The 22,727-nt window shown below is 62.8% G+C and carries 20 protein-coding genes; 11 read left to right on the forward strand and 9 right to left on the reverse strand.

Annotation, left to right across the window (positions count from 1 at the left end; all coding sequences use genetic code 11):
- Positions 1 to 84 precede the first annotated feature (84 nt).
- The 4 genes from NCT05_RS19375 (at position 85) to NCT05_RS19390 (ending at position 5,265) form a co-directional block, all read left to right on the forward strand.
- Positions 85 to 1,167, forward strand: coding sequence for a purine-nucleoside phosphorylase (locus NCT05_RS19375; RefSeq protein WP_033536139.1), 1,083 nt, complete (start codon positions 85 to 87; stop codon positions 1,165 to 1,167).
- A 538-nt stretch (positions 1,168 to 1,705) separates the two neighbouring features.
- The gene (flhD, locus tag NCT05_RS19380) at positions 1,706 to 2,023 is read left to right on the forward strand and encodes a flagellar transcriptional regulator FlhD (RefSeq protein WP_008353371.1); all 318 of its coding nucleotides are present in this window, start codon (positions 1,706 to 1,708) and stop codon (positions 2,021 to 2,023) included.
- Between the two features lie 18 nt (positions 2,024 to 2,041).
- On the forward strand, positions 2,042 to 2,713 hold the full coding sequence (flhC, locus tag NCT05_RS19385; protein ID WP_008353370.1) for a flagellar transcriptional regulator FlhC: 672 nt from the start codon (positions 2,042 to 2,044) through the stop codon (positions 2,711 to 2,713).
- A gap of 164 nt (positions 2,714 to 2,877) precedes the next feature.
- Entirely contained in the window at positions 2,878 to 5,265 is a 2,388-nt protein-coding gene (locus tag NCT05_RS19390) for a DNA polymerase II (RefSeq protein ID WP_250502971.1), read from the forward strand.
- Positions 5,266 to 5,274: 9 nt separating this feature from the next.
- Here the strand turns inward: NCT05_RS19390 and NCT05_RS19395 are convergent, their stop codons facing one another.
- Entirely contained in the window at positions 5,275 to 6,279 is a 1,005-nt protein-coding gene (locus tag NCT05_RS19395) for a hypothetical protein (protein WP_250502972.1), read from the reverse strand.
- Positions 6,280 to 6,524: 245 nt separating this feature from the next.
- Here NCT05_RS19395 and NCT05_RS19400 point away from each other — a divergent pair, with 245 nt between their 5' ends.
- The gene (locus NCT05_RS19400) at positions 6,525 to 6,764 is read left to right on the forward strand and encodes a hypothetical protein (RefSeq protein WP_008353367.1); all 240 of its coding nucleotides are present in this window, start codon (positions 6,525 to 6,527) and stop codon (positions 6,762 to 6,764) included.
- 134 nt (positions 6,765 to 6,898) lie between these two features.
- On the opposite strand, the gene NCT05_RS19405 is transcribed toward NCT05_RS19400, so the two are convergent.
- Entirely contained in the window at positions 6,899 to 7,054 is a 156-nt protein-coding gene (locus NCT05_RS19405) for a hypothetical protein (RefSeq protein WP_160172886.1), read from the reverse strand.
- 234 nt (positions 7,055 to 7,288) lie between these two features.
- Here NCT05_RS19405 and NCT05_RS19410 point away from each other — a divergent pair, with 234 nt between their 5' ends.
- Positions 7,289 to 8,674: a glycosyltransferase family protein gene (locus NCT05_RS19410; protein WP_250502973.1), complete on the forward strand. Its 1,386-nt coding sequence runs from the start codon at positions 7,289 to 7,291 to the stop codon at positions 8,672 to 8,674.
- A 7-nt stretch (positions 8,675 to 8,681) separates the two neighbouring features.
- On the opposite strand, the gene NCT05_RS19415 is transcribed toward NCT05_RS19410, so the two are convergent.
- Positions 8,682 to 9,092 (reverse strand): HPF/RaiA family ribosome-associated protein, encoded by a 411-nt coding sequence (locus NCT05_RS19415; protein WP_250502974.1) that lies wholly within the window; start codon positions 9,090 to 9,092, stop codon positions 8,682 to 8,684.
- A gap of 94 nt (positions 9,093 to 9,186) precedes the next feature.
- The gene (locus NCT05_RS19420) at positions 9,187 to 10,068 is read right to left on the reverse strand and encodes a LysR family transcriptional regulator (protein WP_008353361.1); all 882 of its coding nucleotides are present in this window, start codon (positions 10,066 to 10,068) and stop codon (positions 9,187 to 9,189) included.
- A 123-nt stretch (positions 10,069 to 10,191) separates the two neighbouring features.
- On the opposite strand from NCT05_RS19420, the gene NCT05_RS19425 reads away from it, so the two are divergent.
- Both NCT05_RS19425 and NCT05_RS19430 read left to right on the forward strand, forming a co-directional pair.
- A complete protein-coding gene (locus tag NCT05_RS19425; protein ID WP_008353360.1) occupies positions 10,192 to 10,977 on the forward strand; it encodes a TerC family protein in 786 nt (261 codons plus the stop codon).
- A 122-nt stretch (positions 10,978 to 11,099) separates the two neighbouring features.
- Entirely contained in the window at positions 11,100 to 12,506 is a 1,407-nt protein-coding gene (locus NCT05_RS19430) for a S8/S53 family peptidase (RefSeq protein ID WP_250502975.1), read from the forward strand.
- On the opposite strand, the gene NCT05_RS19435 is transcribed toward NCT05_RS19430, so the two are convergent.
- Entirely contained in the window at positions 12,491 to 14,089 is a 1,599-nt protein-coding gene (locus NCT05_RS19435; RefSeq protein ID WP_250502976.1) for a Na+/H+ antiporter, read from the reverse strand. The two genes, NCT05_RS19430 and NCT05_RS19435, sit on opposite strands and share 16 nt — an antisense overlap.
- A 135-nt stretch (positions 14,090 to 14,224) precedes the next feature.
- Between NCT05_RS19435 and NCT05_RS19440 the strand changes: the two genes are divergently transcribed.
- The gene (locus tag NCT05_RS19440) at positions 14,225 to 14,449 is read left to right on the forward strand and encodes a hypothetical protein (protein ID WP_008353357.1); all 225 of its coding nucleotides are present in this window, start codon (positions 14,225 to 14,227) and stop codon (positions 14,447 to 14,449) included.
- A 110-nt stretch (positions 14,450 to 14,559) separates the two neighbouring features.
- Complete coding sequence (locus NCT05_RS19445; protein ID WP_008353356.1) at positions 14,560 to 16,398, forward strand: glycoside hydrolase family 15 protein; 1,839 nt, start codon at positions 14,560 to 14,562, stop codon at positions 16,396 to 16,398.
- A gap of 44 nt (positions 16,399 to 16,442) precedes the next feature.
- On the opposite strand, the gene NCT05_RS19450 is transcribed toward NCT05_RS19445, so the two are convergent.
- The 4 genes from NCT05_RS19450 to NCT05_RS19465 all read right to left on the reverse strand — a co-directional run bounded on the left by NCT05_RS19450 (position 16,443) and on the right by NCT05_RS19465 (position 20,806).
- Complete coding sequence (locus NCT05_RS19450; RefSeq protein WP_008353355.1) at positions 16,443 to 17,384, reverse strand: ABC transporter substrate-binding protein; 942 nt, start codon at positions 17,382 to 17,384, stop codon at positions 16,443 to 16,445.
- Between the two features lie 65 nt (positions 17,385 to 17,449).
- A complete protein-coding gene (locus tag NCT05_RS19455) occupies positions 17,450 to 18,481 on the reverse strand; it encodes an ABC transporter permease (protein WP_008353353.1) in 1,032 nt (343 codons plus the stop codon).
- A gap of 30 nt (positions 18,482 to 18,511) precedes the next feature.
- Positions 18,512 to 20,023 carry a sugar ABC transporter ATP-binding protein gene (locus tag NCT05_RS19460; protein WP_175979339.1) on the reverse strand — a complete coding sequence of 504 codons (1,512 nt, stop codon included), beginning with the start codon at positions 20,021 to 20,023 and terminating at the stop codon, positions 18,512 to 18,514.
- Positions 20,024 to 20,077: 54 nt separating this feature from the next.
- Positions 20,078 to 20,806: a GntR family transcriptional regulator gene (locus tag NCT05_RS19465; protein WP_175979340.1), complete on the reverse strand. Its 729-nt coding sequence runs from the start codon at positions 20,804 to 20,806 to the stop codon at positions 20,078 to 20,080.
- A 159-nt stretch (positions 20,807 to 20,965) separates the two neighbouring features.
- On the opposite strand from NCT05_RS19465, the gene NCT05_RS19470 reads away from it, so the two are divergent.
- Positions 20,966 to 22,279: an L-fuconate dehydratase gene (locus tag NCT05_RS19470; RefSeq protein ID WP_250502977.1), complete on the forward strand. Its 1,314-nt coding sequence runs from the start codon at positions 20,966 to 20,968 to the stop codon at positions 22,277 to 22,279.
- Positions 22,280 to 22,727 lie beyond the last annotated feature (448 nt).

The following is a 22,727-nucleotide window of genomic DNA, read 5'->3' on the forward strand; positions in this document are numbered from 1 at the left end:
CTCCTATAATCGTGCGGGTTGACCGCGCCCTGGCCGGGCGCGGTCTTCTTTCGAAGGTCGAACCCTTACGAGGATCCGCTCGCCATGAGAAAACTCCGCGCGTCACGATCGATAAAGCTCAGAAAAACCGCCTGTGCGTCACTGTTCGCCGCCGGCCTCGCGACCCTGACAGGTTGCGCGTTCGCCCAGCCATCCGATGACAGCGGCCCCGAAGGCGGCCGCCACGTCAAAGTGATGATCGTCACGATGTTCGGCCCCGAAGGCCAGGTCTGGCTCGACAAGCTCGGTCCGTGGCAGGCGATCAAGGTGCCGGGACTGTCGCCGGATTATCCCGAGGTCAATTGCAATCGCGACGATGTCTGCGTCATCACGACGGGCATGGGTCACACCAACGCGGCCGCGTCGATGATGGCGCTGGCATTCTCCGACCGCTTCAATCTGCGGCACACGTATTTTCTCGTCGCGGGCATCGCCGGTATCGATCCGAAGCAGGGCACGGTCGGCTCGGCAGCCTGGGCGAAGTATCTCGTCGATTTCGGCATTCAATGGGAACTCGACGCGCGCGAGAAGCCCGCCGACTGGCCTTCGGGTTTCCTCGGCATCAACACGAAAAGTCCGTACGAGAAACCGCCGCTCGACTATCGGACGGAGGCGTTCGCGCTCAATGCGTCGCTTGCGGATGCGGCCTTCGCGATCTCGCGCAACGTCACGCTCTCGGACAGCGATCAGGCGAAAGTCGCGCGCGCGAAATTCAACTACGCGCCGGCCAACCAGCCGCCGCGCGTGATCCAGTGCGACACGCTCGCCGGCGATACGTGGTGGTCCGGCAAATATATCGGCGAGCGGGCGAGGGAGTGGACGCGCCTCCTGACCGACGGGCGCGGTGTCTATTGCACGACGCAGCAGGAAGACAACGCGACGTACGAGGCGCTCAAGCGCGCGGCGAGCGTGAAACGGGTGGATCTGTCGCGCGTGGCGGTGCTGCGCGCCGGATCGGACTTCGACCGGCCGTACGAAGGGCAAGCCGCTTCGGACAATCTGCTCAATTACGCCGATCAGGGCGGCTTTGCGCCGGCCATCGAAAACCTGTATCGAACGGGCAATCCATTCATACAGGAGGTTGTTACACATTGGGGCGCCTGGCGCAAAGGCATCCCGCAAAAGTAACGCCACGGCGTTACAAAGCCGGTAACAAGGCCATGTTTCTGGCAGTAACAACTCTGTTACTGCGACCAAGTAACTATTACCTAACCTGCCGCGGATCGGTAATCGCCGATTTCGCGGCATTTTTTTGCTCTTTCACGTCCGATGAATGGCGAATAAAAGCTGGGTCTTGGCGTCAACGGAATCCCGTAAATGCCCGTTATATGGCGCGGAAGGCGATTATTAAGATAAAAACGAAGCCGCGCCGGGCGGACCTCGCAAACGTTAGACAAATACGCACCGGATCAAAGAATCGGTCAAATTCTCCAGACCGAAAAAATTACCGACCTAAAGTGTTGTTTGCAACAAAATATTATTGAGACACTCTTGCTTTAGGTTCAGACAGTTCTTAGAATCCGTCTCACAGTGGTTGTTACAAGATGTAACGCACTGAAACAAAGATTACGCAGTACGTAGCCGGGCAGAACGAGTCCGGTGAGGCACAAAAAAGACATCGGCAAAAAGCCGGCGGGAAATCGGGGATTTACTGGAAGTTGCAACCATGAACGGTCGCGAAACGCTGGAATCGATCCGGGAAATCAATTTGTCGTACATCATGCTCGCGCAGCGTCTGCTGCGCGAAGACCGCGCCATCGGCATGTTCCGGCTCGGTCTGTCGGCGGAACTCGCCGATCTGCTGTCGGGCCTCACGCTCGCACAGGTCGTCAAGCTCGCGTCGTCGGATAACCTGCTTTGCGCATTCCGCTTCAACGATCACACGATGCTGTCGGCCTTGGTTCAGCCCGCGAAGAACGCGGACATCGCGCCGACGCACGCGGCAATCCTGCTGGCTGGCCAGCCGGCCGAACAGTTCGCTTAAGTGATGACGGAGCGAGCCATGCTGAAGAAGAGCCTCACTGAAGACGCCCAGGAAGTGTTCCGCGCCATCGCGCTGATCGAGCTCGGCGCGCGCATGCAAGTGCTGGAGAGCGAACTCACGCTCTCGCGCGATCGCATGATCCGCCTGTATCGCGAAGTGAAGGGCGTGTCGCCGCCGAAGGGCATGCTGCCGTTCTCGGCCGACTGGTACATGACGTGGCTCGCCAATATCCACGCATCGCTTTTCTATAACACCTATACGTTCCTGAAGAACGAAGCCGGCTGTTCGCATCTCGATGCGTTGACCAAGGGGTATCGGCTGTATCTCGAGCACTGCAACCATAGCGGCGCCGAGGCGGTACTCGATCTTACGCGGGCCTGGACTCTTGTGCGCTTCTTCGACGCGGGCATGCTGCAGATGACGGCTTGCTGCCGCTGCACCGGGAAGTTTGTCGCACACAAACATGATTTGCAGAACAACGTGGTGTGCGGGGCCTGCCAGCCGCCGTCACGCGCGGGGAAGACCAAGAAAGCGGCGGCCGCGAAACAGGCCAGCAAAGAAGCCGCGCTGGAGGTAGTGATGTCGAAGAACGAAGTGCCGGAGCATGCGGAGCACACGGTACTCGCTAACGTAGCGGCAGTAGCGGCGTTACAGCCGCAACGAGCTAGCCTGGTCGCACAGGCTGCTTAGGCGGTAGCGGCCGCCGGCTTTCCTTCCGGGGACTGTCCGCGAGGATGGTGGATGTCCGGCTCGCCGCTACCGCGTTTTACTTCCCGCCCGTTTTCCCGAATCGATAGCCCGGCGCCGATTGGCGTGCCGGGCTTTTTTGTTTTGCCGCCCAGTAAAATGCTTCGATGGCACGCGCTCTCGAAGATAACGGCTTGGCTACCGCACAACAGGGTTTTCTGCTGACTCGTCACTGGCGCGACACCGCAGCAGGGACGGAAGTCGATTTCTGGCTCGCGACCGACGACGGCCCGAGAAAGATCCGCATCGCGACGCAGACGAGCGTCGCGTTCATTCGCGCCGAAGATCGCGCGAAGGCGGAGCCTGTCGTCGCCGGCGTGCGCGACACGTATCTGCGCGAGCTGCCGCTCAAGGACTTCCGTCAAAAGCCGGTGCTCGGGCTTTACTGCCCGCAGTATCGTCAGTTACTCGCGCTCGAAAAGAACCTGAGAAGCGCCGGCGTCAATGTCTTCGAGGCCGATATCCGTCCGCACGAGCGCTATCTGATGGAGCGCTTTATCACGGCGCCGGTGTCGTTCGAAGGCGCGCCGCGCGACGGTTACATTTGCAGCGAACTGAAGCCCGCGCCGGATTACCGGCCGTCGCTCAGCGTCGTGTCGCTCGATATCGAAACGAGCGTGAAGGGCGATCTCTATTCGATCGCGCTCGAAGGCTGCGGCGCGCGTCAGGTGTACATGCTCGGACCGCCGACCGGCGCCGCCGAGCCAGCGGATTTCGCGCTCGACTATTGCGACACCCGCGCCGACATGTTGCGCCGCTTCAACGCGTGGATCGCGCATCACGATCCGGACGCGATCATCGGCTGGAATGTCGTGCAGTTCGACTTGCGCATCCTCCAGCGGCACGCCGACGACTACGGCGTGCCGCTTACGCTCGGCCGCGACGGCGGCACGGTCGAATGGCGCGAGCACGGCATGAAGCGCAATCACTGGTTCGTGTCGATCGCGGGCAGGCTCGTCATCGACGGCATCGAGGCGCTGCGTTCGGCGACGTGGAATTTTCCGTCGTTCAGCCTGGAGTACGTCGCGCAATCGCTGTTAGGCGAGGGCAAGGCCATCGACAGTCCGTACGCGCGCATGGACGAGATCGAGCGGCGCTTTCAGGAAGACAAGCCCGCGCTCGCGCGTTACAACCTGAACGACTGCGAGCTCGTCACGAAAGTTTTCGACAAGACCGAACTGCTGCCGTTTTTGCTGGAGCGCGCGACCGTCACCGGTTTGCAGGCGGATCGCAGCGGCGGATCGGTCGCGGCGTTCACGCATCTGTATATGCCGCGGATGCATCGGCTCGGCTATGTCGCGCCGAATCTCGGCGACGTGCCCGAGGAAGCCAGTCCCGGCGGCTTCGTCATGGATTCGCGTCCCGGTCTCTACGATTCCGTGCTCGTGCTCGATTACAAGAGCCTGTATCCGTCGATCATCCGCACGTTTCTGATCGATCCGGCCGGGCTCGCGCAAGGCATGGCGGCTTCCGACGAGACCGCCACGGTTCCCGGCTTTCGCGGCGCGCGATTTTCACGCGACACGCACTGTCTGCCCGCGATCGTCGCGCAAGTGTGGGAAGCGCGCGAAGCGGCGAAGCGTCAGCGCAACAAGCCGCTGTCGCAGGCGCTGAAGATCATCATGAATTCGTTCTACGGCGTGCTCGGATCGAGCGGCTGCCGCTTTTTCGATCCGCGTCTCGCGTCGTCGATCACCATGCGCGGTCACGAAATCATGCATCGCACGCGCGAGCTGATCGAAGCGCGCGGCTACGGCGTCATCTACGGCGATACGGATTCCACTTTCGTCTGGCTGAGGCGCGCGCGCAGCGAGGAAGACGCGGGGCGCATCGGCCGCGCGCTCGTCGCGCATGTCAACGAATACTGGCGCGAGCATTTGCGCGAGACCTTCGGGCTCGACAGCGCGCTGGAATTGCAGTTCGAAACGCATTTCACGCGTTTTCTGATGCCGACGATCCGCGGCACGGAAGAGGGCAGCAAGAAGCGCTACGCCGGCCTCACGACGCGCGCCGACGGCAGCGAGGAAATCATCTACAAAGGGCTCGAAACGGTGCGTACCGACTGGACGCCGCTCGCGCAACGCTTCCAGCAGGAGCTTTACCTGCGCGTCTTCAAGGGTGAGGCATACGCGGACTACGTGCGCGAGTACGTCGGACGCACGCGGCGCGGCGAGCTGGACGAACTGCTCGTCTATCGCAAGCGCTTGCGCCGCACGCTCGGCGACTATCAGCGCAATGTGCCGCCGCATGTGCGCGCCGCGCGCATCGCCGATGAGTACAACGCGCGTGCCGGACGCCCGCTGCAATATCAGAACGGCGGCTGGATCAGCTATGTGATGACGGCGGCCGGTCCCGAACCGGTGGAAGCGCGCCACGCGCCGATCGACTACGAGCACTACGTCAGCAAGCAGCTTCAGCCGGTCGCGGACGGCATTCTGCCTTTCCTGCGCGACGATTTCACCGCGCTGATGTCCGGTCAGAAAGAGCTGTTCTGAGTTCCGAGTCTAGAAACGCACGCCGAAACCCGCTTCGATGATGTCCGCATCGCGGTCGTAACGCGTGACCATGCGATTCCACGTCACGCGCGCGAGCCATCGATCCGAGAAGCGGTAACTCGCCGACACCGATACGAGACCGGAGAAGCGTCCGTCGCCGGTGCGGTTCTGCGCCAGATCGTCGTTCTGCGTAATCGACAGATACGGCCCCGCGCCGACGCCGAGCGTCAGCTTGTCATTCAAGAACGCGCGCGTCGCCCAGAGTTGCGCGGCAACGCCGTCGCGGCGCGACTGGACGTGGCCGCCTTCGTGCAGATACGACGCGGTGAAGTCGAAGTAACGCCACAATCCGCGCCGATATTCGATGCTCTCCGCCAGATTCGTTTCCGAGTCGGGACTGTTGAGGATCGTCGTGCCGAGCATCACCGTGACTTCGTTGTTGGTGACGTTGGTCGTGCGCGACACGGGGCGCGCGCGCGGTCCGCGTCCTTCGGGCGCGTCGAGCTGATAGCCGATGCCGAAGAGCAGCGCGGTCGTGTCGGGACCGCCGAATGCCTGCACGCGATTGAGCTTCATCTCCGCGATCCAGCGGTTGTCGAAGTAATACGCCGCGCGCAGCGTGAACATCGCGCCCCAGCCGTGCGTGTTCGAGTATTCGCCGCCCGACTGCGCCTCGCTCGTATCGAAATAGCGATACGGCCCGGCGCCCGCCGACAATTCCAGCCGCTCGTTCCAGAGCGGCAGGCGTCCCCATAACTCCAGCGCCTGCCCGTCACGGTGATGATCGGGAATATGGCCCTCGTTGAGCCAGGAAAAGCTCCAGGCGGCGTAAGGCCCGAGCCCTTCACGATAATTCGCTTCCCACGAATACGTGTTCTGGCTGCTGCTCTGGAGTGCGCCAGCCAGAAACGAAAATTCCTGCGAGTGAGCCGCGCTGCTCGCAATGCCGAGTAGCGCGAAAGCGATCGCGCGAAGGGCCGTTCTGCAATGTCGTTCGTTCTGGGTTCTTGTCATCGGCGAGGTCGGATTCGGAAGGTTCCGGCAACTTTCGTGCGGTCTGTTCCGGATGCAGGATACAGACTTAGGAAAACTCCCGCAAAGTTCTGACTAATTCCTATTTCCACCGACGGCAAGGTGAAACGTTTGCGCGGAACAATCGCTCGGCATGCGTTCGCAGCCACTCACACGCGGGGTTACGCGTTTCGCGGACCTTGCGTAGATTGAGTTCTCCCAGTGCATTCAGGCAAACGAGGTCAGCGATGGACTCCACCCCAATCGAATATCGAGGCTGTGAGCTTTCGGTCATCGTCCAGCATCGGGCTGGAGAATTCGTCGCGACGCTTCTGATCGAGCGGCCGGGCGGCGTGCGGCGCGCGATCGGGCCGATGCGCGCGTTTGCGACGGCGCAGGCCGCCGCGAACTTCGCGTTCGAATGCGGCAAGGCGGAACTCGACGGCGCATCCGCGATGCGCGCGCCGCGCGTCGCGGTGTCGGGCTGATGCCGTCGCTCAGGCGCCGCTCGTGCGCGGCTCGCCCGAAGTCGCCGCCGCGGCGCCGTCCGGCGTCGCCGGATGCCGCGCGCGATACACCACGAGCGCGCACACGCTGACCGCAGAGATCGCGACCGGCCCGGCTACCGCTTCAAAAATGCGCGGCGGCAACCAGGCGCGCCGAGCATCGCGCCGCCCGTGCCGGTGCCCGTCACAAAGAGCGCACTCAGCGACAGCCACGCGAGCGCCGGTTTCCCCGCGAGATGTCCGAACGACGCGAGACTCGACGTCGCGCACACGAACGCCGCCGCGACCACCTACTGCGGATTGACAAGAACACACGCAATAGCATCGCTGACCGCGCCGTCGACCCGTCTCAAGAAATGCTGAGAATCGGCCTATTCCTAGGGGCAATCCGCTGATTTGACGCAATAATTTACAAATCCACGAGACGGGCCGGATAAGCTCGGATGTTCCATCCGGGCGGGTCGCCCGTATCTGCTCGCTTTCCGTCTTCCGACTGTTGAACCGCCATGGTGACTCTGGTTAGCTGTTTCTCCGATCGCAACGCGACATCATCGCTCGACAATCACATCGAATATTGCCGGCGCGCGAACGCGAAGCATCGTTTCGAGCCGATATCCGGCTGCGTCGATTCGCTCGAATTGCGCACGCTCTATAAATACCAGTTGCTGAACGACGTACTGCGGGAGGCCGAAGAGGGCGAACTCGTCATTTTCGCCACGGAAAACGCGTTGTTCCTCCGCTTTCACGACTTCGAGCCGATCATGGCGGACCGCGACGTCCTGGTCACGAAAGGGCATTTCGGCATCAACACCGAGATGTTCGTGCTGCGAAACAATGAAGAGAACCGGCGCATGATTCGTGGCTTCGCCGCGCAATGCCGCAAATACTTCGAATACGGCAAGTTCGTCACGGAAGAGGAACTGCTCGAAGCCCTGCCGACCGTGCCCGACTGGGACGACCTGAACGGCGTGGTGCCGATCGCGTCGATGTGGGCGAGCCAGCATCCGGATATTCGTGGCCGCGAAGTCGTCGCGGTGTCGATCGTCTACACGCCGCGCCTTTACAGCAAGTACGGGCCGCTGTGGCGCGCGGTGTTAGCGCGGCATGTGAGCGCGTGTCACGCGTCAGGCGATCTTCGCTTTTTCGACGATGCAGCGCCGATGTCGAGCGATTCGAACGAGCCGCTTTCGGTGTATCAGCCGGGACGTCCGATCGCGGTCGTGATGCTCTATACGCCGAACATCGCGAGCTATGCGCGCTTCGGCGAAGGGAGTCTGCGTGCGTACTGCGAGCAGCACGGTTATACGCTTTACGTGCATCGCGAAGTGCCGGCCGATTTCGGCCGCGATGCGTGCGGCAACTGGGCCAAGCCTTTTCTTCTCAGCAAGTACCTGCCGCAGCACGAATGGGTTTTCTGGATGGACGCGGACATCATCGCGATGAACCGGAGCGTGAAACTGGAGAAGTTCACCGAAGGGCGCGAACGCGTGCTGACCGCGGACATCTGCGGCTGGCGTTTCAATTCGGGCGTAATGGGCTTTCGCAACACCGAGGCGAATACGAACGTGCTCGACGCCGTGCTGGCGAAGGTGCGCGAGATCGAGGACATCCAGTACACGTTTTCGAGTCAGGGCGACCAGTATGTGTTCATGGAGCAACTGATCGCGCACGGTCTGTGTCCCGAGATGGATTCGCCCGAACTCGTGAGCTTTCGCGAACTGAACACGCCCTGGTATTACGCGGACCGGAACACGTTCCTCTGTCACTTTCACGGCCTGAGCACCGAGATGCGGGCGCTGTTCATGTCGATGGATTCGGTGCCGGAAGGCGGCTTCGAAGCCATCGAACATGCGGCGCCGCGCACGCCGCTCCTGATCCGCAAACCCGCGTGATCGCGGCTTACGCGCCGGCCATCTTTCTCATCAGGCGCACGCGGGGATCGACTGCTTCCTGCAGCGCCGGCTCCTCCGCGAAATGCCAGGCGAGGCTGCGCGCACGCACGCGGCGCGTCGGCTTGACGTGCTCACGCCGGCGCACCAGCGAGCGCACGGCGCGCCCCAGCGCCAGATCGATGGCTCCGCGCCAGTCGCGCGCAATCGACGTCGCGACGACCTTGTTTTCCCGATTCAACTGCACTTCCACCTGACAGCGCTTGTCGACGCCGCCGCGCGGCCCGTTGATGTCCGACAAGCTGACGGTCGCCTTCGAGATCAGCCACGCGAGACGGCGAAAGACGAATTCGCTGCGCGCTTTCGCAAGCTCGTGCATCGCAATGGCTTCGGGGTCGCGGGACTTGAACAGGACTTTCATTGACGCCTCCTCGTTGAACATGGATTCAGCGTAAAGGCCGGTCGCGATCCGAAAAAGCAGACTGAACGGAACCTAAGCTTCGAAAAAACCGAAGTTAGCTCGTGGCTCGCGCAAGCACCTGCTGAGTCAACGGATGATGCCGTCCGCGCCGCGACACGATCGCGTGCACTTCCTCTTTCACGTCCGGCGAGCGGCCGAGCCAGCGCAGTCCGCGCAACAGCGGCGCATCGCCCGCGCCGAATTCCGCGAGCGGAAACACCCCGAGGCCGCGCGCGCCGAACACGGCCATCAGCGCACTGTCCTCGAATTCGCCGACGATGCGCGGCGCGATGCCTTGCGCCTCCAGCCATCGATCGAGCCTTGCCCGCAGCGACGAATGGCCGGTCGGCAAAAGAATGGGCAGCGACGCGAGACTTTCAGGGAAACGATCGATCGCGCTCTTGCGCACGATCGAAGCCGGCCCGTACCAGTCGACCGGCGAGGCGATCAGCCGCTCGCTCGTGAGACGCAGATTGTGATTGTGCGGCGCGGGGTGGCTCGCGAGCACGAGATCGAGCCGATGCAGCGCCAGTTCGCCGAGCAGTTCGTCGGTCTCGCCTTCGTGACACAGAAGACGCAGCGACGGATTGCCGAGCACTGGCGCGAGCAGCGCGTGCGCAGCAAGCTTCGAAATGCCATCCGACAGGCCGACCGCGAGACGCGCGAGCGCGCCGCTCGCCGCCTCGCGCACTTCGTCCTGAATCGACTGCCCAATATGAAAGATTTCCTCCGCACGCGCGAAGGCCACCTGTCCCGCTTCGGTCATCGTGACGCCGCGGCCTTCCGGCTTGAGCAGTTGATGCCCGAGCGATTTTTCCAGCTCACGCACTTGCGCGCTGATGGTTTGAACCGCCATGTCGAGCCGTTCCGCTGCGCGCGCGAACCCGCCTTCCTTCACGACAACCCAGAAATAATGCAGATGACGATAGTTGAGCATGTGCCGTGCGTCCTTTTCGATACATCGAAAAAACCGAAGTAGGGCTTCGATTATCGCTGATTTTTTCGAGTACGAGTTCAGCCGATCATGGCGCGATACGTTCAATCAAAAACCCTGTTACTCATGGAATATCTCCTTTCGCTCGCCGCCGATCCCGCCGTCTGGGCCGCGCTCGTCACGCTGATCGTGATGGAAGTCGTGCTCGGCATCGACAATCTCGTCTTCATTTCGATTCTCAGCAACAAGCTGCCCGTGGCGCAACGCGCGCGCACGCAGCGCATCGGCATCATGCTCGCGCTCGTCATGCGGCTCGCGCTGCTCGGCACGGTCGCGTGGATCGCGCAACTGACCACGCCGGTGTTCTCCATGTTCGATCATGCGTTCTCGTGGCGCGACATCATCCTGCTCGCGGGCGGCCTGTTCCTCGTCTGGAAGGCGACCACGGAGATGCGTCATCACGTCGGACGCGAGCACGATGTCGTGCCCGGCGTCGCGTCGAGCGTCGGCGGCATGACGGCGTGGGCTGCGATCGGCCAGATCCTGCTGCTCGATCTCGTGTTTTCCGTCGACAGCATCATTACGGCGGTCGGCATGACCGAGCATCTGCCGATCATGTTTATCGCCGTCATCTTCGCCGTCGCGACAATGCTGTTCGCCGCGCAACCGCTCTCGCGTTTCATCGAACGCAATCCGACGGTCGTGACGCTCGCGCTCTCGTTCCTGCTCGTGATCGCGATGACGCTGATCGCCGAGGGTTTCGGCACGCACGTGCCGAAGGGCTACATCTACGCGGCGATGGGCTTCGCGGGATTCGTCGAAGGTTTGAACCTGCTTGCAAGGCGCGCGAAGGGCAAGCGCGAGGCGAGCGTTCCCGCGCGTAATTCCGCTTGCTTCTCGTCGTCCGAGTGACTACGTTATTCGTTAGCGAACGTCTAAATTCTTTCGGGTCCCGAAATAATCAACCGACAAATTCGCGCGCGTCGCGGCCATGGCGACCAATCGTCGGCGGAATGCAGGCGACAGGAGCGAAGATGAGCCCGCATTGGGAGATCGGCACGGTGAGCGAGGCGTTCGAGCCCATCGCGCGGATCGATCCATACATCGTGTGGGCGCACGCGACGCGCTATCGCGATCTCGGCGGCATGCCGCGCGGCCGAATTCCCATCGCCATCGAGATGAAGCAGGGCGGCGAGACCGCGCAGCAGTTCGCGCAGACGATCGAGCGTAACGGCTGGCAACGCTGGATCTGGATGTCGGCGCTCTATCGCGATCCGCCCGCGGGGCTCGAAGCGACGCGCTTCTGCACGGCTCACGTGACGCGCGAATTCTTCGCGCATCTGAACACCGATCTCGCGGGCAAGTTCGAGCGCTTCACGGAGGCGCTGGCGATTCCAACGCACGTCGATGCGCGTACGGAACGCGTGCCTGCCGATCATGTACCGATGCGCGAAGGGCTGGGCAATGCGATCGTCGGCGTGTGCGATGAAGATATCGCGTTCACGCATCCGCGATTCTCCGAGGATGCAAACGGAACGCGCACGCGCTTTCAATGCTTCTGGAATCAGAACGATCCCGCCGACTCCGCAGCCGGGCTCGGTTACGGAAGCGAGCTGCTCAAACATCAGATGGACGCGCTTCTGGGCGACGCGCGCCTTCATGCGGAAGCGGCGGGCGCATGCATGTACGATCCGTCGCGCACGCAATCGACAGCCGATTGCGACGCGCCCTTGCCGATGATCGGCGTGCAACTCAAACGACGCTATCGCACGATGCGCGACGCGTTCGGCCCTTGCCCCGATGCGGAAGTACTCGACGCCGTCCGCTATGTCGTGCAGCGCGCGCAGGACATCGGCAGTGCGGCGTGTCATGCGCTCGTCAGTCTGAATATCGGCAATGTCGCGTGGCAGCAGGACGGCAGCTCGCTCATCGAATGCGCGCTCGACGAACTGATGGACAGCGGCGCATGCTCGGTCGTGCTTCCGTCCGGCAATGTCGACTTGTCGCGCTGTCGCGGTGCATCGACGCTCGCGGAGCGCGCGGAATCGGAGTGGCGCTGGCGCGTGCGCGCGCATTCCGAATCGCCGAGTCTCGCGGAAATCTGGCTGTCGACCCGTGATGGAACGCCTAGCGTCGACGTGCAGATCGTGCCGCCCGACGACGTCGCGAGTGCATGGATCGGGCTCGGCAACGTCGGCACGTTTACGCGCGGCGGCGATCCCGTGTGCACCGTCGTGCATCTCGGGCGCGGCGCGCGCGGCGAAGGGCACATGATCCTCGTCGCGCTCGCGCCGACCGCCACGCGCAGCGGCGTGCGCCGCGCGACCGCGGGCGAGTGGCTCATCCGCCTGAGGAACAACGCGCGCGCGACCGTCACGGCCTATGCGTGGATGCAGTGCGACGAAACATGGGCGCGCGATCCTGCTCAACCGCGCGCATGAAGCGCGATGATCTCCTGAAGATCGAGGTCGTGCTCCAGCGAATGCAGAAGCTCGTCGTGGATTTCCCCCGCGCGATGCATCCGCAGCAACTCCGTGCGCCCGGCGGCAATCGCGGCGAGCACGACGTCGTAGTGCGCGTGGCGGGCATCCGTCGGGAACTCCTCCATGTCCTCGAAGCGCTTCGTGAGTCCCGCGCGATACGTGTATTGCTCGAGCAGTCGCGGATGGATCACATTGCCATCGGCGTCGTGCACCAGTGGCTGGATCGCCGCCAGTTGCGCGGTCTCCATGCGCGCCCACGCCTGCGGCTCGCTGAGATGGCGTGTCGAGCGCTCGTGACCGCGCGTGAGCGACAACAGCGCGATGAGCGGGCCGATTGTCGCGCCCTGCAGGAGCACGGTGACGAGAATCACCGCGAAGCCGGCAAACACAATCAGATCGCGGCCGGGCATCGTCTCGGGCAACGAAAGTGCGACGGCAAGCGTCACCACGCCGCGCATGCCGGCCCAACTGACGACCGTGGCCGCGCGCCAGTCGGGAACGCCTGCGGCGTCCGCGCGCTTGCGTCCGGTGACAGTCCACGCGAGCCACTTCATCGCCTCGACGCCGAACACCCAGACAAAGCGCGAGAGGATCACGACCGCGATCACCGCCGCCGTCGCGGGTCCGAGGAGAGAGAATGCATCGCCGACGCCGCCGAGCCGCACCGCGATGCCGCGCAGCGACAGTCCGATCAGCACGAACACGAGCGCTTCCAGCACGAACACGACAACCTGCCAGAACGCCGTGCCGCGCATGCGCTGCGCCGCCGTGAACACTTCGTGCTGATGCCAGCCGACGACCATGCCGCACGTGACCGTCGCGATGACGCTCGATACGCCGAGCTCCTCGCCCGCGATATAGCTGACCCACGACGTCAGCATCGACGTGGTGATGACGAGGTAATCGTCCTCGAGCGCGCGCATGAGCTTCACCGCGATGAAGCCCGCGACGATCCCGACGACGATGCCGCCGATCGCCAGCCCCGCGAAGCTCGCGACGGCGCGTGGCGCGCTGAACACGCCGCTCATCGCGGCCACGAGCGCGAAGCGGAAGAGCACGAGGCCGGCGGCGTCGTTGAGCAGGCTTTCGCCTTCGAGCAGCACCATCAGCCGACGCGGCAGCGCGACGCGCTCCAGCACGGCCTTGGCGGCGACCGCGTCGGGCGGCGAGACGACCGCGCCGAGCGCGAAGCACGCGGCCCAGGGAAGTTGCGGCACGACGAGATGTACCGCGACGCCGACGACGAGCGTCGTGAACGCGACCGCGCCGATCGCGAGCAGCAGAATGCCGCTCAGGTTCCGCTTGAAGTCGTCCCACACGAAGAAGTACGCGCCGTACATCAGGAGCGGTGGCAGGAACACGACGAGCACGAGCTCCGGGTCGAGCTCGAATTGCGGCAGGCCCGGCACGAACGCCATCGCGACGCCGCCGACGAGCAGTGCGGCCGCGGGTGGCAGGCGCACGCGCTTGGCGAGCACTTCGAGCGCGATGATGGCGATCAAGGAGACGAGCACCAGATTGAATGCCGTAGCGGCGTGCATGGAATGTCCTCGGATTGTTTGGGATTTTTTTGCGGCAGTGCGCGGCGGCCCACGCAGATGACACGCCTCGCGCTGCTACCATCGACGCGGGACCGGGCCGCGAGCCGGGGTCATCGTATCCGAAAGGGAGGAGTAATGAGACGAAAGTCGTCGGGCGTGGCTGTGGCGGCCGTTCTGGTGGGCGTCGCCGTGGCGGCTGTGGTCTATATCGCGAGCTTCGGCCGTTCGCGTCATGCGGATGCCCCCGTGCCGACGCCTTCCGTGCTCGCCGCGCAAGACGGCGCCGCGAGCGCGGCCGCTTTCGGCGACGCGCCGAAGCATCCGGAGACCGCACCGGGCGACCGGACCGCCGCGCGCTGATTCGCACTGTCTAGCGTTTGTCGCACGCATCGTAGCGGTCGCGTTCGACAGGAATATGACTTGCTCGATTTCCGACGATGTCATTCCACGCTCGTCGGGAGCACTTCGCGATGGGACACCATCCTGAGCAGATTCCACCGGCCGCGCTGCCCGTCGACGGGCGCGGCATGATCGGCAACATGAAGACGGCGGCGCTCGTGTCGCTTTGCGGCGCGATCGACTTCATGTGTTTCCCGCGCATCGACTCGCCCACGGTCTTCGCCGCCCTGCTCGATGGCGATCGCGGCGGCGCTTTCGCCATCACGCCGCGCGCGCCCAACGCGAACGTCAAGCAGATGTATCTGCCCGAAACGAACGTGCTCCTCACGCGTTTCATGACCGGCGACGGCGTGTGCGAGCTGCTCGATCTGATGCCGGTCGCATCGAACGGGACGCGCGCCGATGCGTTGCCGAACTGCGTGCTGCGCATCGTGCGGCTCGTCTTCGGACGCATGACGCTCGACGTGCGCTGCGATCCGCGCTTCGATTACGCGCGCGCGAAGCACACGGCCCATGCGGTGGAGAAGGGCGTCGAATTCATGCGCGACGACGGTGCGCCGTCGTTGCGGCTGCGCTCGAATGTGCCGCTTACGATCGACGGCCAGAGCGCATGCGCGACGCTGAATTTGGAAGAAGGCGCTTGCGCCTGCTTCGTGCTCGGCGAGGCCGAAGGGCTCGCCGACATCGACGCGAATCACGACTCGATCCTCACCGAGACCATCGATTACTGGAAGGAATGGTCGTCGCGTTCGACGTATCGCGGGCGCTATCGCGAAGTCGTGCTGCGCTCGGCGTTGACCTTGAAGATGTTGAGTTCGGAAGAATTCGGCGCGATCGTCGCCGCGCCGACCTTCGGCTTGCCCGAGGCGCAGGACGGTTCGCGCCGCTGGGATTATCGCTTCACGTGGATACGCGACGCCGCGTTCTCCGTCTACGCGCTGCTGCGCCTCGGCTACACCGGCGAGGCGGAACGCTTCATGAAGTGGATCGCCGAGCGCAGCCGCGATTGCAGCGCGCACGGCCAGTTGCGTGTGATGTATTCCGTCGATGGCGCCGACGCGCCCGAAGAAAGCGAGCTGAAGAGTCTCGTCGGCGAAGTGCCGGGACGGATCGTGATCGGCAACGGAGCGCGCGAGCAGGTTCAGCTCGATGTCTACGGCGCGCTGCTCGATTCCGTCTATCTCTACAACAAGTACGGCGCGGCCATCTCCTACGATGGCTGGCGTCACGTGACGCGCACAGTCGATTACGTCGTCGAACACTGGCGCGAGCCGGACAACGGCATCTGGGAGTTTCGCAACGGCACGCGCGCATTGCTGCATTCGCGTCTGATGTGCTGGGTGACGGTGGATCGCGCGCTGCGGCTTGCAGAAAAGCGCTCGTTGCCCGCGGCGCTTGCGCGCTGGTTCGAAACGCGCGATGAAATCCATCGCGACATTCACGAACAGTTCTGGAACGACGACATCGAGAGTTTCGTGCAGACGCCCGGCTCCGACACGCTCGACGCCTCTGCATTGATGATGCCGCTCGTGCGCTTCATCGGCCCGAAAGATCCGCGCTGGATCGGCACGCTCGATGCAATCGGCCGCGAGTTGCGCGTCGATCCGCTGATCTTCCGCTATACGCGCGGCTCGACGCTCGATGGCTTGCCCGGCACCGAGGGCGGCTTCTCCGCGTGCTCGTTCTGGTATGCGGAGGCGCTCGCGCGCGCCGGACGTGTCGACGAAGGCCGGCTCGTGTTCGAGAAGATGCTCGCCTACGCGAATCATCTCGGGCTCTTCTCGGAGGAAGTGGCGACGAGCGGCGAGGCGCTCGGCAATTTTCCGCAGGCGCTGACGCATCTCGCGCTCATCAGCGCGGCGTATCAGCTCGACAGGAATCTCGATCGCGTGCACGTTCCCTGGACGTGATCGCATGAAGAGAAGAGGACGGGCGCGACCCCGTCCTTTGCCGATCAGTCGTACAGCACGGCGGCGATCTTCGGATCGTTCATGTTGGACTTGTCGTACCAGTAGAAGCCGGTATCGACCTTCTTCGGCAGCTTTTCGCCCTTGAGCGCCTTCATCGCCGAATCGACGACGCACCTGCCGATGCCGACCGGATTCTGCGTGATCGCACCCGCCATGAGGCCCGACATGATGTCTTCCTTCTGCTCCTTGCCCGAGTCGTAGCCAATCAGCACGAGCTTCTTGCCCGATTCCTTGATGCCGATAGCCGCGCCCGCGGCCGAACCTTCATTGGCGCCGAAGATGCCCTTGATGTTCGGATTGGCCTGAATCATCGCCTTCGCGATCTCCGCCGACTTCAGATGATCGCCGCCGCCATACTGCACCGATACGATCTTGATGTTCGGATGCTTGGACTTCATCTGATTGAGGAAGCCGTCGCGCCGGTCGATGCCGGTGCGGCTCGTCTGATCGTGAACGATGACGCCCACTTCGCCCGCATTGCCGATGGCTTCGGCCATCTTGTCGGCGGCGAGCGCGGCGGCGGCGAGATTGTCGGTGGCGCAGGTGGTGAGCGGAATGTCGCTATCCACGCCCGAGTCGAATGCGATCACCGGAATCTTCTGGTTCTGCGCCCGCTTGAGCAGCGGGACGGCGGCCTTGCTGTCGAGCGCGGCGATGCCGATCGCCTGCGGCTTCTTCGCGAGCGCTGCGGAGAGCATGTCGATTTGCTTGTCGACCATCGCTTCGGTTTCGGGGCCTTCGAACGTGATGCGCGCTTTCTGCTCTTTCGCGGCCTGTTCCGCGCCCGATTTCACGGCTTGCCAGAACTGATGCTGGAAGCCTTTCGATATCAGCGGAATATACGGCTCGTCCGCATACGCGGCGCTCGTTGCGCCGACGAGCGCGCCCGCTCCGATCAGTGCGCCGATGATTCTTCTTTTCAGCATGATGGATCTCCTCCAAAGGTCAGGTTATCGATTTGTGCTCGCCGTGCGAGCTTTGATGCTCCCTGTCACGCTCCGCCTTTCTTGCGCCGCAGAATGTCCGCATAGACCGCGAGAATGATGATGAGGCCGGTCACGACGATCTGCCATTCCTGAGCGACCGACATGATGCGCAAGCCGTTGGTCAGCACGCTCATGATGAACGCGCCGATGATCGTGCCGAGTATCGTTCCCGAGCCGCCCGATAGCGACGTGCCGCCGATGACGACCGCCGCGATCGCATCGAGTTCGTAGCCTTGTCCGAGCGCGGGCTGCGCCGAATTCAGCCGCGAGGCGATAAGCAGTCCGGCGATGCCGCAAATCGCGCCGCCCAGACCGTAGATGGCGATCTTCCATCGGTCCACGTTCACGCCCGAAAGACGCACCGCTTCCTCGTTGCTGCCGAGCGCGAACGTATAGCGCCCGAGCGCGGTGCGATTGAGCGTGATGGCGCTCGCGATCGCGAGAAAGAACAGGATCAGCACCGCGTTCGGAATCGGCACGCTCGGCAGGAAATAACCGATCAGCGAGTCCTGCGAGATCATGTAGAAGTTTTCGGTGTCGGTGAAGTAGATCGGCTTGTCGGACGCGACGACGAGCGACAAGCCCTTCAGCAGCATCATCATGCCGAGCGTCGCGATGAAGGGCGGGATCTTCATCTTCGCGGTCAGCGTGCCCGAGATGGTTCCGCATATCGCGCCGGTGACAATCGCGGCGATCACGCCGATCCACATCGGCAAATGCCAGTAGGTGAGGAACACGCCGCATATCACTGCGGTGAAGGTCATCAACGTGCCGACGGACAAGTCGATGCCGCCCGTGATGATGACGAACGTGGCCGCGATCGCGAGCACGCCGTTGACCGCCGTCGCCTGCAGGATGCCGAGGATGTTGTCCATCTGCATGAACGCGGGCGACGCGAAGCTGAAGAACGCCAGCAGCAAGATGAGGCTCGCGAACGCCAGCAGCTTCTGCAATGCAGTAGGCGAAAACACGCGCGCGCGCAGGCCGCCAATGCGTCGTTCGTTGGTGAGCGGCGCGGTATCCGTGGGTTGTGTCATGAGTTGACCTCGTGTGTTCGAAAGTCCGGCTTATGCCGCTTGCAAAGATTCGCGCCGCGTCGCGAGCTGCATGATGCGCTCTTGCGTCGCTTCGCCCGATGACAGCTCTCCGGTGATGCGCCCCTCGCACATCACGACGATGCGATCGCTCATGCGCAGCACTTCCGGAAGCTCCGACGAAATCATCACGATGGCCTTTCCTTCCTGCGCCAGCGCGCGCAACAGCTTGTAGATCTCGCTCTTCGCGCCGACATCGATGCCGCGCGTCGGCTCATCGAAGAACAGCACGTCGCAATCGCGCTCGAGCCACTTTGCGATGACGATCTTCTGCTGATTGCCGCCCGAAAGCAGGCGCGCGGGCTGAGTAGGCGAGGGCGTGCGGATCGCGAGCAGCTTGATGAAATGCGCGGCCGTCTTGCGAATCTTCGCGCGGCGCAGGAACATGCGGCCCGCGAGAAACTTGCCGAGGTTCGACATCACGATGTTCGATTCGACGTCCATGCCCGTTGCGAGACCGAAGCGCTTGCGGTCTTCCGACAGGTAGCCGATGCCGCGCTTCACCGCATCGCTCGGCTTTCTGATCGCGGCCTTCGCGCCTTTGACGAAAATCTCTCCCGATTCCACCGGGTCCGCGCCGAACACCGCGCGCGCGACTTCGGTGCGACCCGCGCCCATCAGGCCGGCGAAGCCGAGGATTTCACCGCGATGCAACTTGAAACTGACGTCCCGTACCAGCGGCCCGGCGTTCAGATGACGCACCTCGAGCGCCACTTCGCCCTGATGCGCGCCGCCGAGAAACGACGTGAGGTCGGTGAGCGTTCTGCCGACCATCATGCCGATGATCGTCTCGACGCTCGTCTCATGCGTGTTCACGGTCGCGACATATTCGCCGTCGCGCATCACGGTCACGCGATCGGAAATCTGCTTCAACTCGTCCATCTTGTGCGAGATATAGACGATGCCGACACCGCGCTCCTTCAATTGCCGGATGATGCGAAACAGCTCGGCGATTTCCGCATCGTTGAGCGCGGAAGTCGGCTCGTCCATGATGAGCACCCGCGATTCGAAGGACAGCGCCTTGGCGATCTCGACCATCTGCTGGCTCGCGACCGTGAGCGTGCCGACGACGGTGCGCGGATCGAGATTCACATGCATGCGTGCGAGAATCGCGCGGGCGTCGTCGTTGAGCTTGTCTTCGTCGAGCAACAAGCCCATGAGCTTGCGAGGCTCGCGGCCGATGAAGATGTTCTGCGCGATCGTCAGATGATTCATCAGTTGCAGTTCCTGATGAATGATGCCGATGCCCGATGCCTGCGCCTCGCGTGGACTCGTGAAGTCGACCGGCTTGCCGTCGACGAACATGTCGCCGGAATCGCGCGTGTACACGCCCGCGAGAATCTTCATGAGCGTGGACTTGCCCGCGCCGTTTTCGCCCATCAACGCATGGACCTCGCCCGGCATGACGTCGAAGCGCACTTCATGCAGCGCGCGCACGCCCGGAAAGCGCTTGCTCAACTGGTTGACGGAGATGAGGGGTGTCATGGATGTGGCATGAATGCTCGGTTTCGTTGGATCTGTCATACGTGCGTTGAACGGCTATGGCGCGAACTGGTCGGGCCGTTCCTGCGCCGATCGGCGCAATTCCGCGACGACCTGATCGAGATGATCGTGCATCGCCTTCGCGGCAGTGTCGGCGTCGCCGCTGCGAATGGCGTCGAAGATGCGTTCGTGTTCATCGAGCGTATGGACGAGGCGCTCCGGACTCGCGAGAAGCTGTCTCGCGCGATCGAGCGCGCTGCGCGACACGGCGACGATCTCCTTCACGCGCGGCAGGTTGATCGCGTCGAGCAGGATTTCGTGGAAGGCGAGATCGAGCGTATGGAAGGCGAGACGCTGATCGGTCTTCAGCATCATCCGTTGCTGTTCGAGATTGAGCGCGAGCGCGTCGAGCGTCGCGGCCTCGCGAATGCGGGCGACGCCGCGCACCGTCTCGACTTCGAGCGCGCTGCGAATGAACAGATGCTGATGAATGTCTTCGAGCGCGATGGGCTTCACGCGCGTGCCGCGCTGCGGCAACACTTCGACAAGACCTGCGTGCTCGAGCCGGGCCAGCGCGGCGGAAACCGGAAATCGCGAGACGCCCATGCGCTCGCAGACGGCCAGTTTGTCGATCATCATCCCAGGCTCCAGCGCCAGCGTGACGATAGCTTCCCGCAACGCTGCCTCGACTGCATCGGTCAGGCTGCCGCGTTCGCCGCTGCCGATCTTGTGCAGTGCATCATAGGGAGTGCTGACGGTCGTCGCTGTATCGAGAGACGTGTTCACCGGCGCTTGATTTTCGAGATGGATGCTAGCATGCTAGAAAGCATCGACGGCGTTGTCAACGCGTGCATATGCCTAGTTCGAAGATTGGGACGTAGCGACTTTTTCATCGGTTAAATCGCAGACTCGACTTGGTCGACGACGCTTTCGGAGGGCGTTCATATGACAACGATCACCAGGCTGTCCGTGAGGGACATTCGCTTTCCCACATCGCGTTCGCTCGATGGCTCGGATGCGATGAACGCGGCGCCGGACTATTCCGCTACCTACGTCACGCTCGAAACCGATTCACCGGTAGGGCACACGGGCCACGGCCTGACGTTCACGATCGGCCGTGGCAACGAGATCTGCGTGGCGGCCGTGAATGCGCTGGCGCCGCAAATCGTAGGGAAGAAGCTCGCGGACATCACCGCGAACATGGGTGCGTTCTGGCGTGAATTCACGTCGGATAGCCAGTTGCGGTGGATCGGCCCGGACAAGGGCGCGATCCATCTCGCGACGGCCGCGGTCGTCAACGCGGCATGGGACCTGTGGGCGAAGTCGGAGGGAAAGCCGGTGTGGAAGCTGCTCGTCGACATGACGCCGGAAGAGCTCGTGCGTTGCCTCGACTTCCGTTACGTGACCGACGCCATCACGCCGTATGAGGCTATCGCGATTCTGAAGCGTCATGAAAAGACGCGCGGCGAACGTGTGAAGGAAATGCTCGAACAAGGTTATCCGGGCTATACGACGTCGGCGGGCTGGCTTGGCTACGACGACGACAAGATCCGCCGGCTCGCGCGTGAAGGCGTCGCGCAAGGATGGACGCATTTCAAGCAGAAGGTCGGCGGAAACATCGAGGAAGACGTGCGGCGCGCGCGCATCTTGCGTGAAGAGATCGGCGAAAAATCGAAGCTGATGATGGACGCCAATCAGGTATGGGACGTCGACGAAGCCGTGACCAACATGCGACGTCTCGCGGAGTTCAATCCATGGTGGATCGAAGAGCCGACGAGTCCCGACGATGTGCTCGGGCACGCGGCCATCCGCCAGCGCCTGAGTCCGCTGATCGGCGTCGCGACGGGCGAGCACTGCCAGAACCGCGTGATGTTCAAGCAGCTATTGCAGGCCGAGGCGATCGACTTCTGTCAGATCGACAGTTGCCGTCTTGGCGGGCTGAACGAGGTGATCGTCGTGCTGCTGATGGCGGCGAAGTTCGGCGTGCCGGTGTGTCCGCATGCGGGCGGCGTCGGGTTGTGTGAGTACGTGCAGCACATTTCGATTTTCGACTATGTTTGCGTGTCGGCGTCGCTGGAGAATCGCGTGCTCGAATACGTCGATCATCTGCACGAGCATTTTGTCGATCCGGTCGTGATCCGCAATGGGCGATACATGCCGCCGCAGAAACCGGGCTACAGCATCGAGATGAATGCGCCGTCGCTCGACAGGCATCGCTTTCCGGACGGTGAAGCGTGGCAGGGTTTGAAAAGGAGTTGATGATCGTTTGGGCTACGGGCCGTGCGGGTGATACCGGCGGCTCGTGGCGGCTGACACGCGGTATGGCTGCGGTGTTTCTCACTTGGGACCTACAAACAATGTCAAAGCAAAATTGAAATGTCGTACCACCGGCTAAATACAGATGTCGTGTTTTTGATGTGTGATTGGCTCTGTTTTCAACGGTTTGAATCCACGTAGTCTTGAAGATTGTCTTGATCCGACCGGGGCGTTTCAGACTGTTCAGCGAGTGCGAGCAGACCGTTGGCCAGGTGTTGAGGGCGTCTTGGATTGCTGCGCCACCTGCACGATTACTTGATCCAGATCGGCTCGGGTGAATGCGCGCGACTTCTTCGTGCCGGGCAAGGGCTTGGGAGTGCGCACCGCAGCACCTCGGTTTGTGCGAGACGGCGAGCCTGAGATCCGACGGTTATCGCGCTGCGCCTGTAAC

The sequence above is a fragment of the Caballeronia sp. AZ7_KS35 genome (assembly GCF_023631045.1).
Classification (GTDB): domain Bacteria; phylum Pseudomonadota; class Gammaproteobacteria; order Burkholderiales; family Burkholderiaceae; genus Caballeronia; species Caballeronia zhejiangensis.

What these genes read in the sequence shown, in the direction of transcription:
- NCT05_RS19470 (WP_250502977.1), top strand. Translation starts at nt 20,966, where the DNA reads ATGACAACGATCACCAGGCTGTCCGTGAGGGACATTCGCTTTCCCACA.
- NCT05_RS19410 (WP_250502973.1), top strand. Translation starts at nt 7,289, where the DNA reads ATGGTGACTCTGGTTAGCTGTTTCTCCGATCGCAACGCGACATCATCG.
- NCT05_RS19455 (WP_008353353.1), bottom strand. Translation starts at nt 18,481, where the DNA reads ATGACACAACCCACGGATACCGCGCCGCTCACCAACGAACGACGCATT.
- NCT05_RS19440 (WP_008353357.1), top strand. Translation starts at nt 14,225, where the DNA reads ATGAGACGAAAGTCGTCGGGCGTGGCTGTGGCGGCCGTTCTGGTGGGC.
- NCT05_RS19400 (WP_008353367.1), top strand. Translation starts at nt 6,525, where the DNA reads ATGGACTCCACCCCAATCGAATATCGAGGCTGTGAGCTTTCGGTCATC.
- NCT05_RS19430 (WP_250502975.1), top strand. Translation starts at nt 11,100, where the DNA reads ATGAGCCCGCATTGGGAGATCGGCACGGTGAGCGAGGCGTTCGAGCCC.
- NCT05_RS19445 (WP_008353356.1), top strand. Translation starts at nt 14,560, where the DNA reads ATGGGACACCATCCTGAGCAGATTCCACCGGCCGCGCTGCCCGTCGAC.
- NCT05_RS19390 (WP_250502971.1), top strand. Translation starts at nt 2,878, where the DNA reads ATGGCACGCGCTCTCGAAGATAACGGCTTGGCTACCGCACAACAGGGT.
- flhC (WP_008353370.1), top strand. Translation starts at nt 2,042, where the DNA reads ATGCTGAAGAAGAGCCTCACTGAAGACGCCCAGGAAGTGTTCCGCGCC.
- NCT05_RS19395 (WP_250502972.1), bottom strand. Translation starts at nt 6,279, where the DNA reads ATGACAAGAACCCAGAACGAACGACATTGCAGAACGGCCCTTCGCGCG.
- NCT05_RS19435 (WP_250502976.1), bottom strand. Translation starts at nt 14,089, where the DNA reads ATGCACGCCGCTACGGCATTCAATCTGGTGCTCGTCTCCTTGATCGCC.
- NCT05_RS19375 (WP_033536139.1), top strand. Translation starts at nt 85, where the DNA reads ATGAGAAAACTCCGCGCGTCACGATCGATAAAGCTCAGAAAAACCGCC.
- NCT05_RS19415 (WP_250502974.1), bottom strand. Translation starts at nt 9,092, where the DNA reads ATGAAAGTCCTGTTCAAGTCCCGCGACCCCGAAGCCATTGCGATGCAC.
- flhD (WP_008353371.1), top strand. Translation starts at nt 1,706, where the DNA reads ATGAACGGTCGCGAAACGCTGGAATCGATCCGGGAAATCAATTTGTCG.
- NCT05_RS19460 (WP_175979339.1), bottom strand. Translation starts at nt 20,023, where the DNA reads ATGACACCCCTCATCTCCGTCAACCAGTTGAGCAAGCGCTTTCCGGGC.
- NCT05_RS19450 (WP_008353355.1), bottom strand. Translation starts at nt 17,384, where the DNA reads ATGCTGAAAAGAAGAATCATCGGCGCACTGATCGGAGCGGGCGCGCTC.
- NCT05_RS19420 (WP_008353361.1), bottom strand. Translation starts at nt 10,068, where the DNA reads ATGCTCAACTATCGTCATCTGCATTATTTCTGGGTTGTCGTGAAGGAA.
- NCT05_RS19425 (WP_008353360.1), top strand. Translation starts at nt 10,192, where the DNA reads ATGGAATATCTCCTTTCGCTCGCCGCCGATCCCGCCGTCTGGGCCGCG.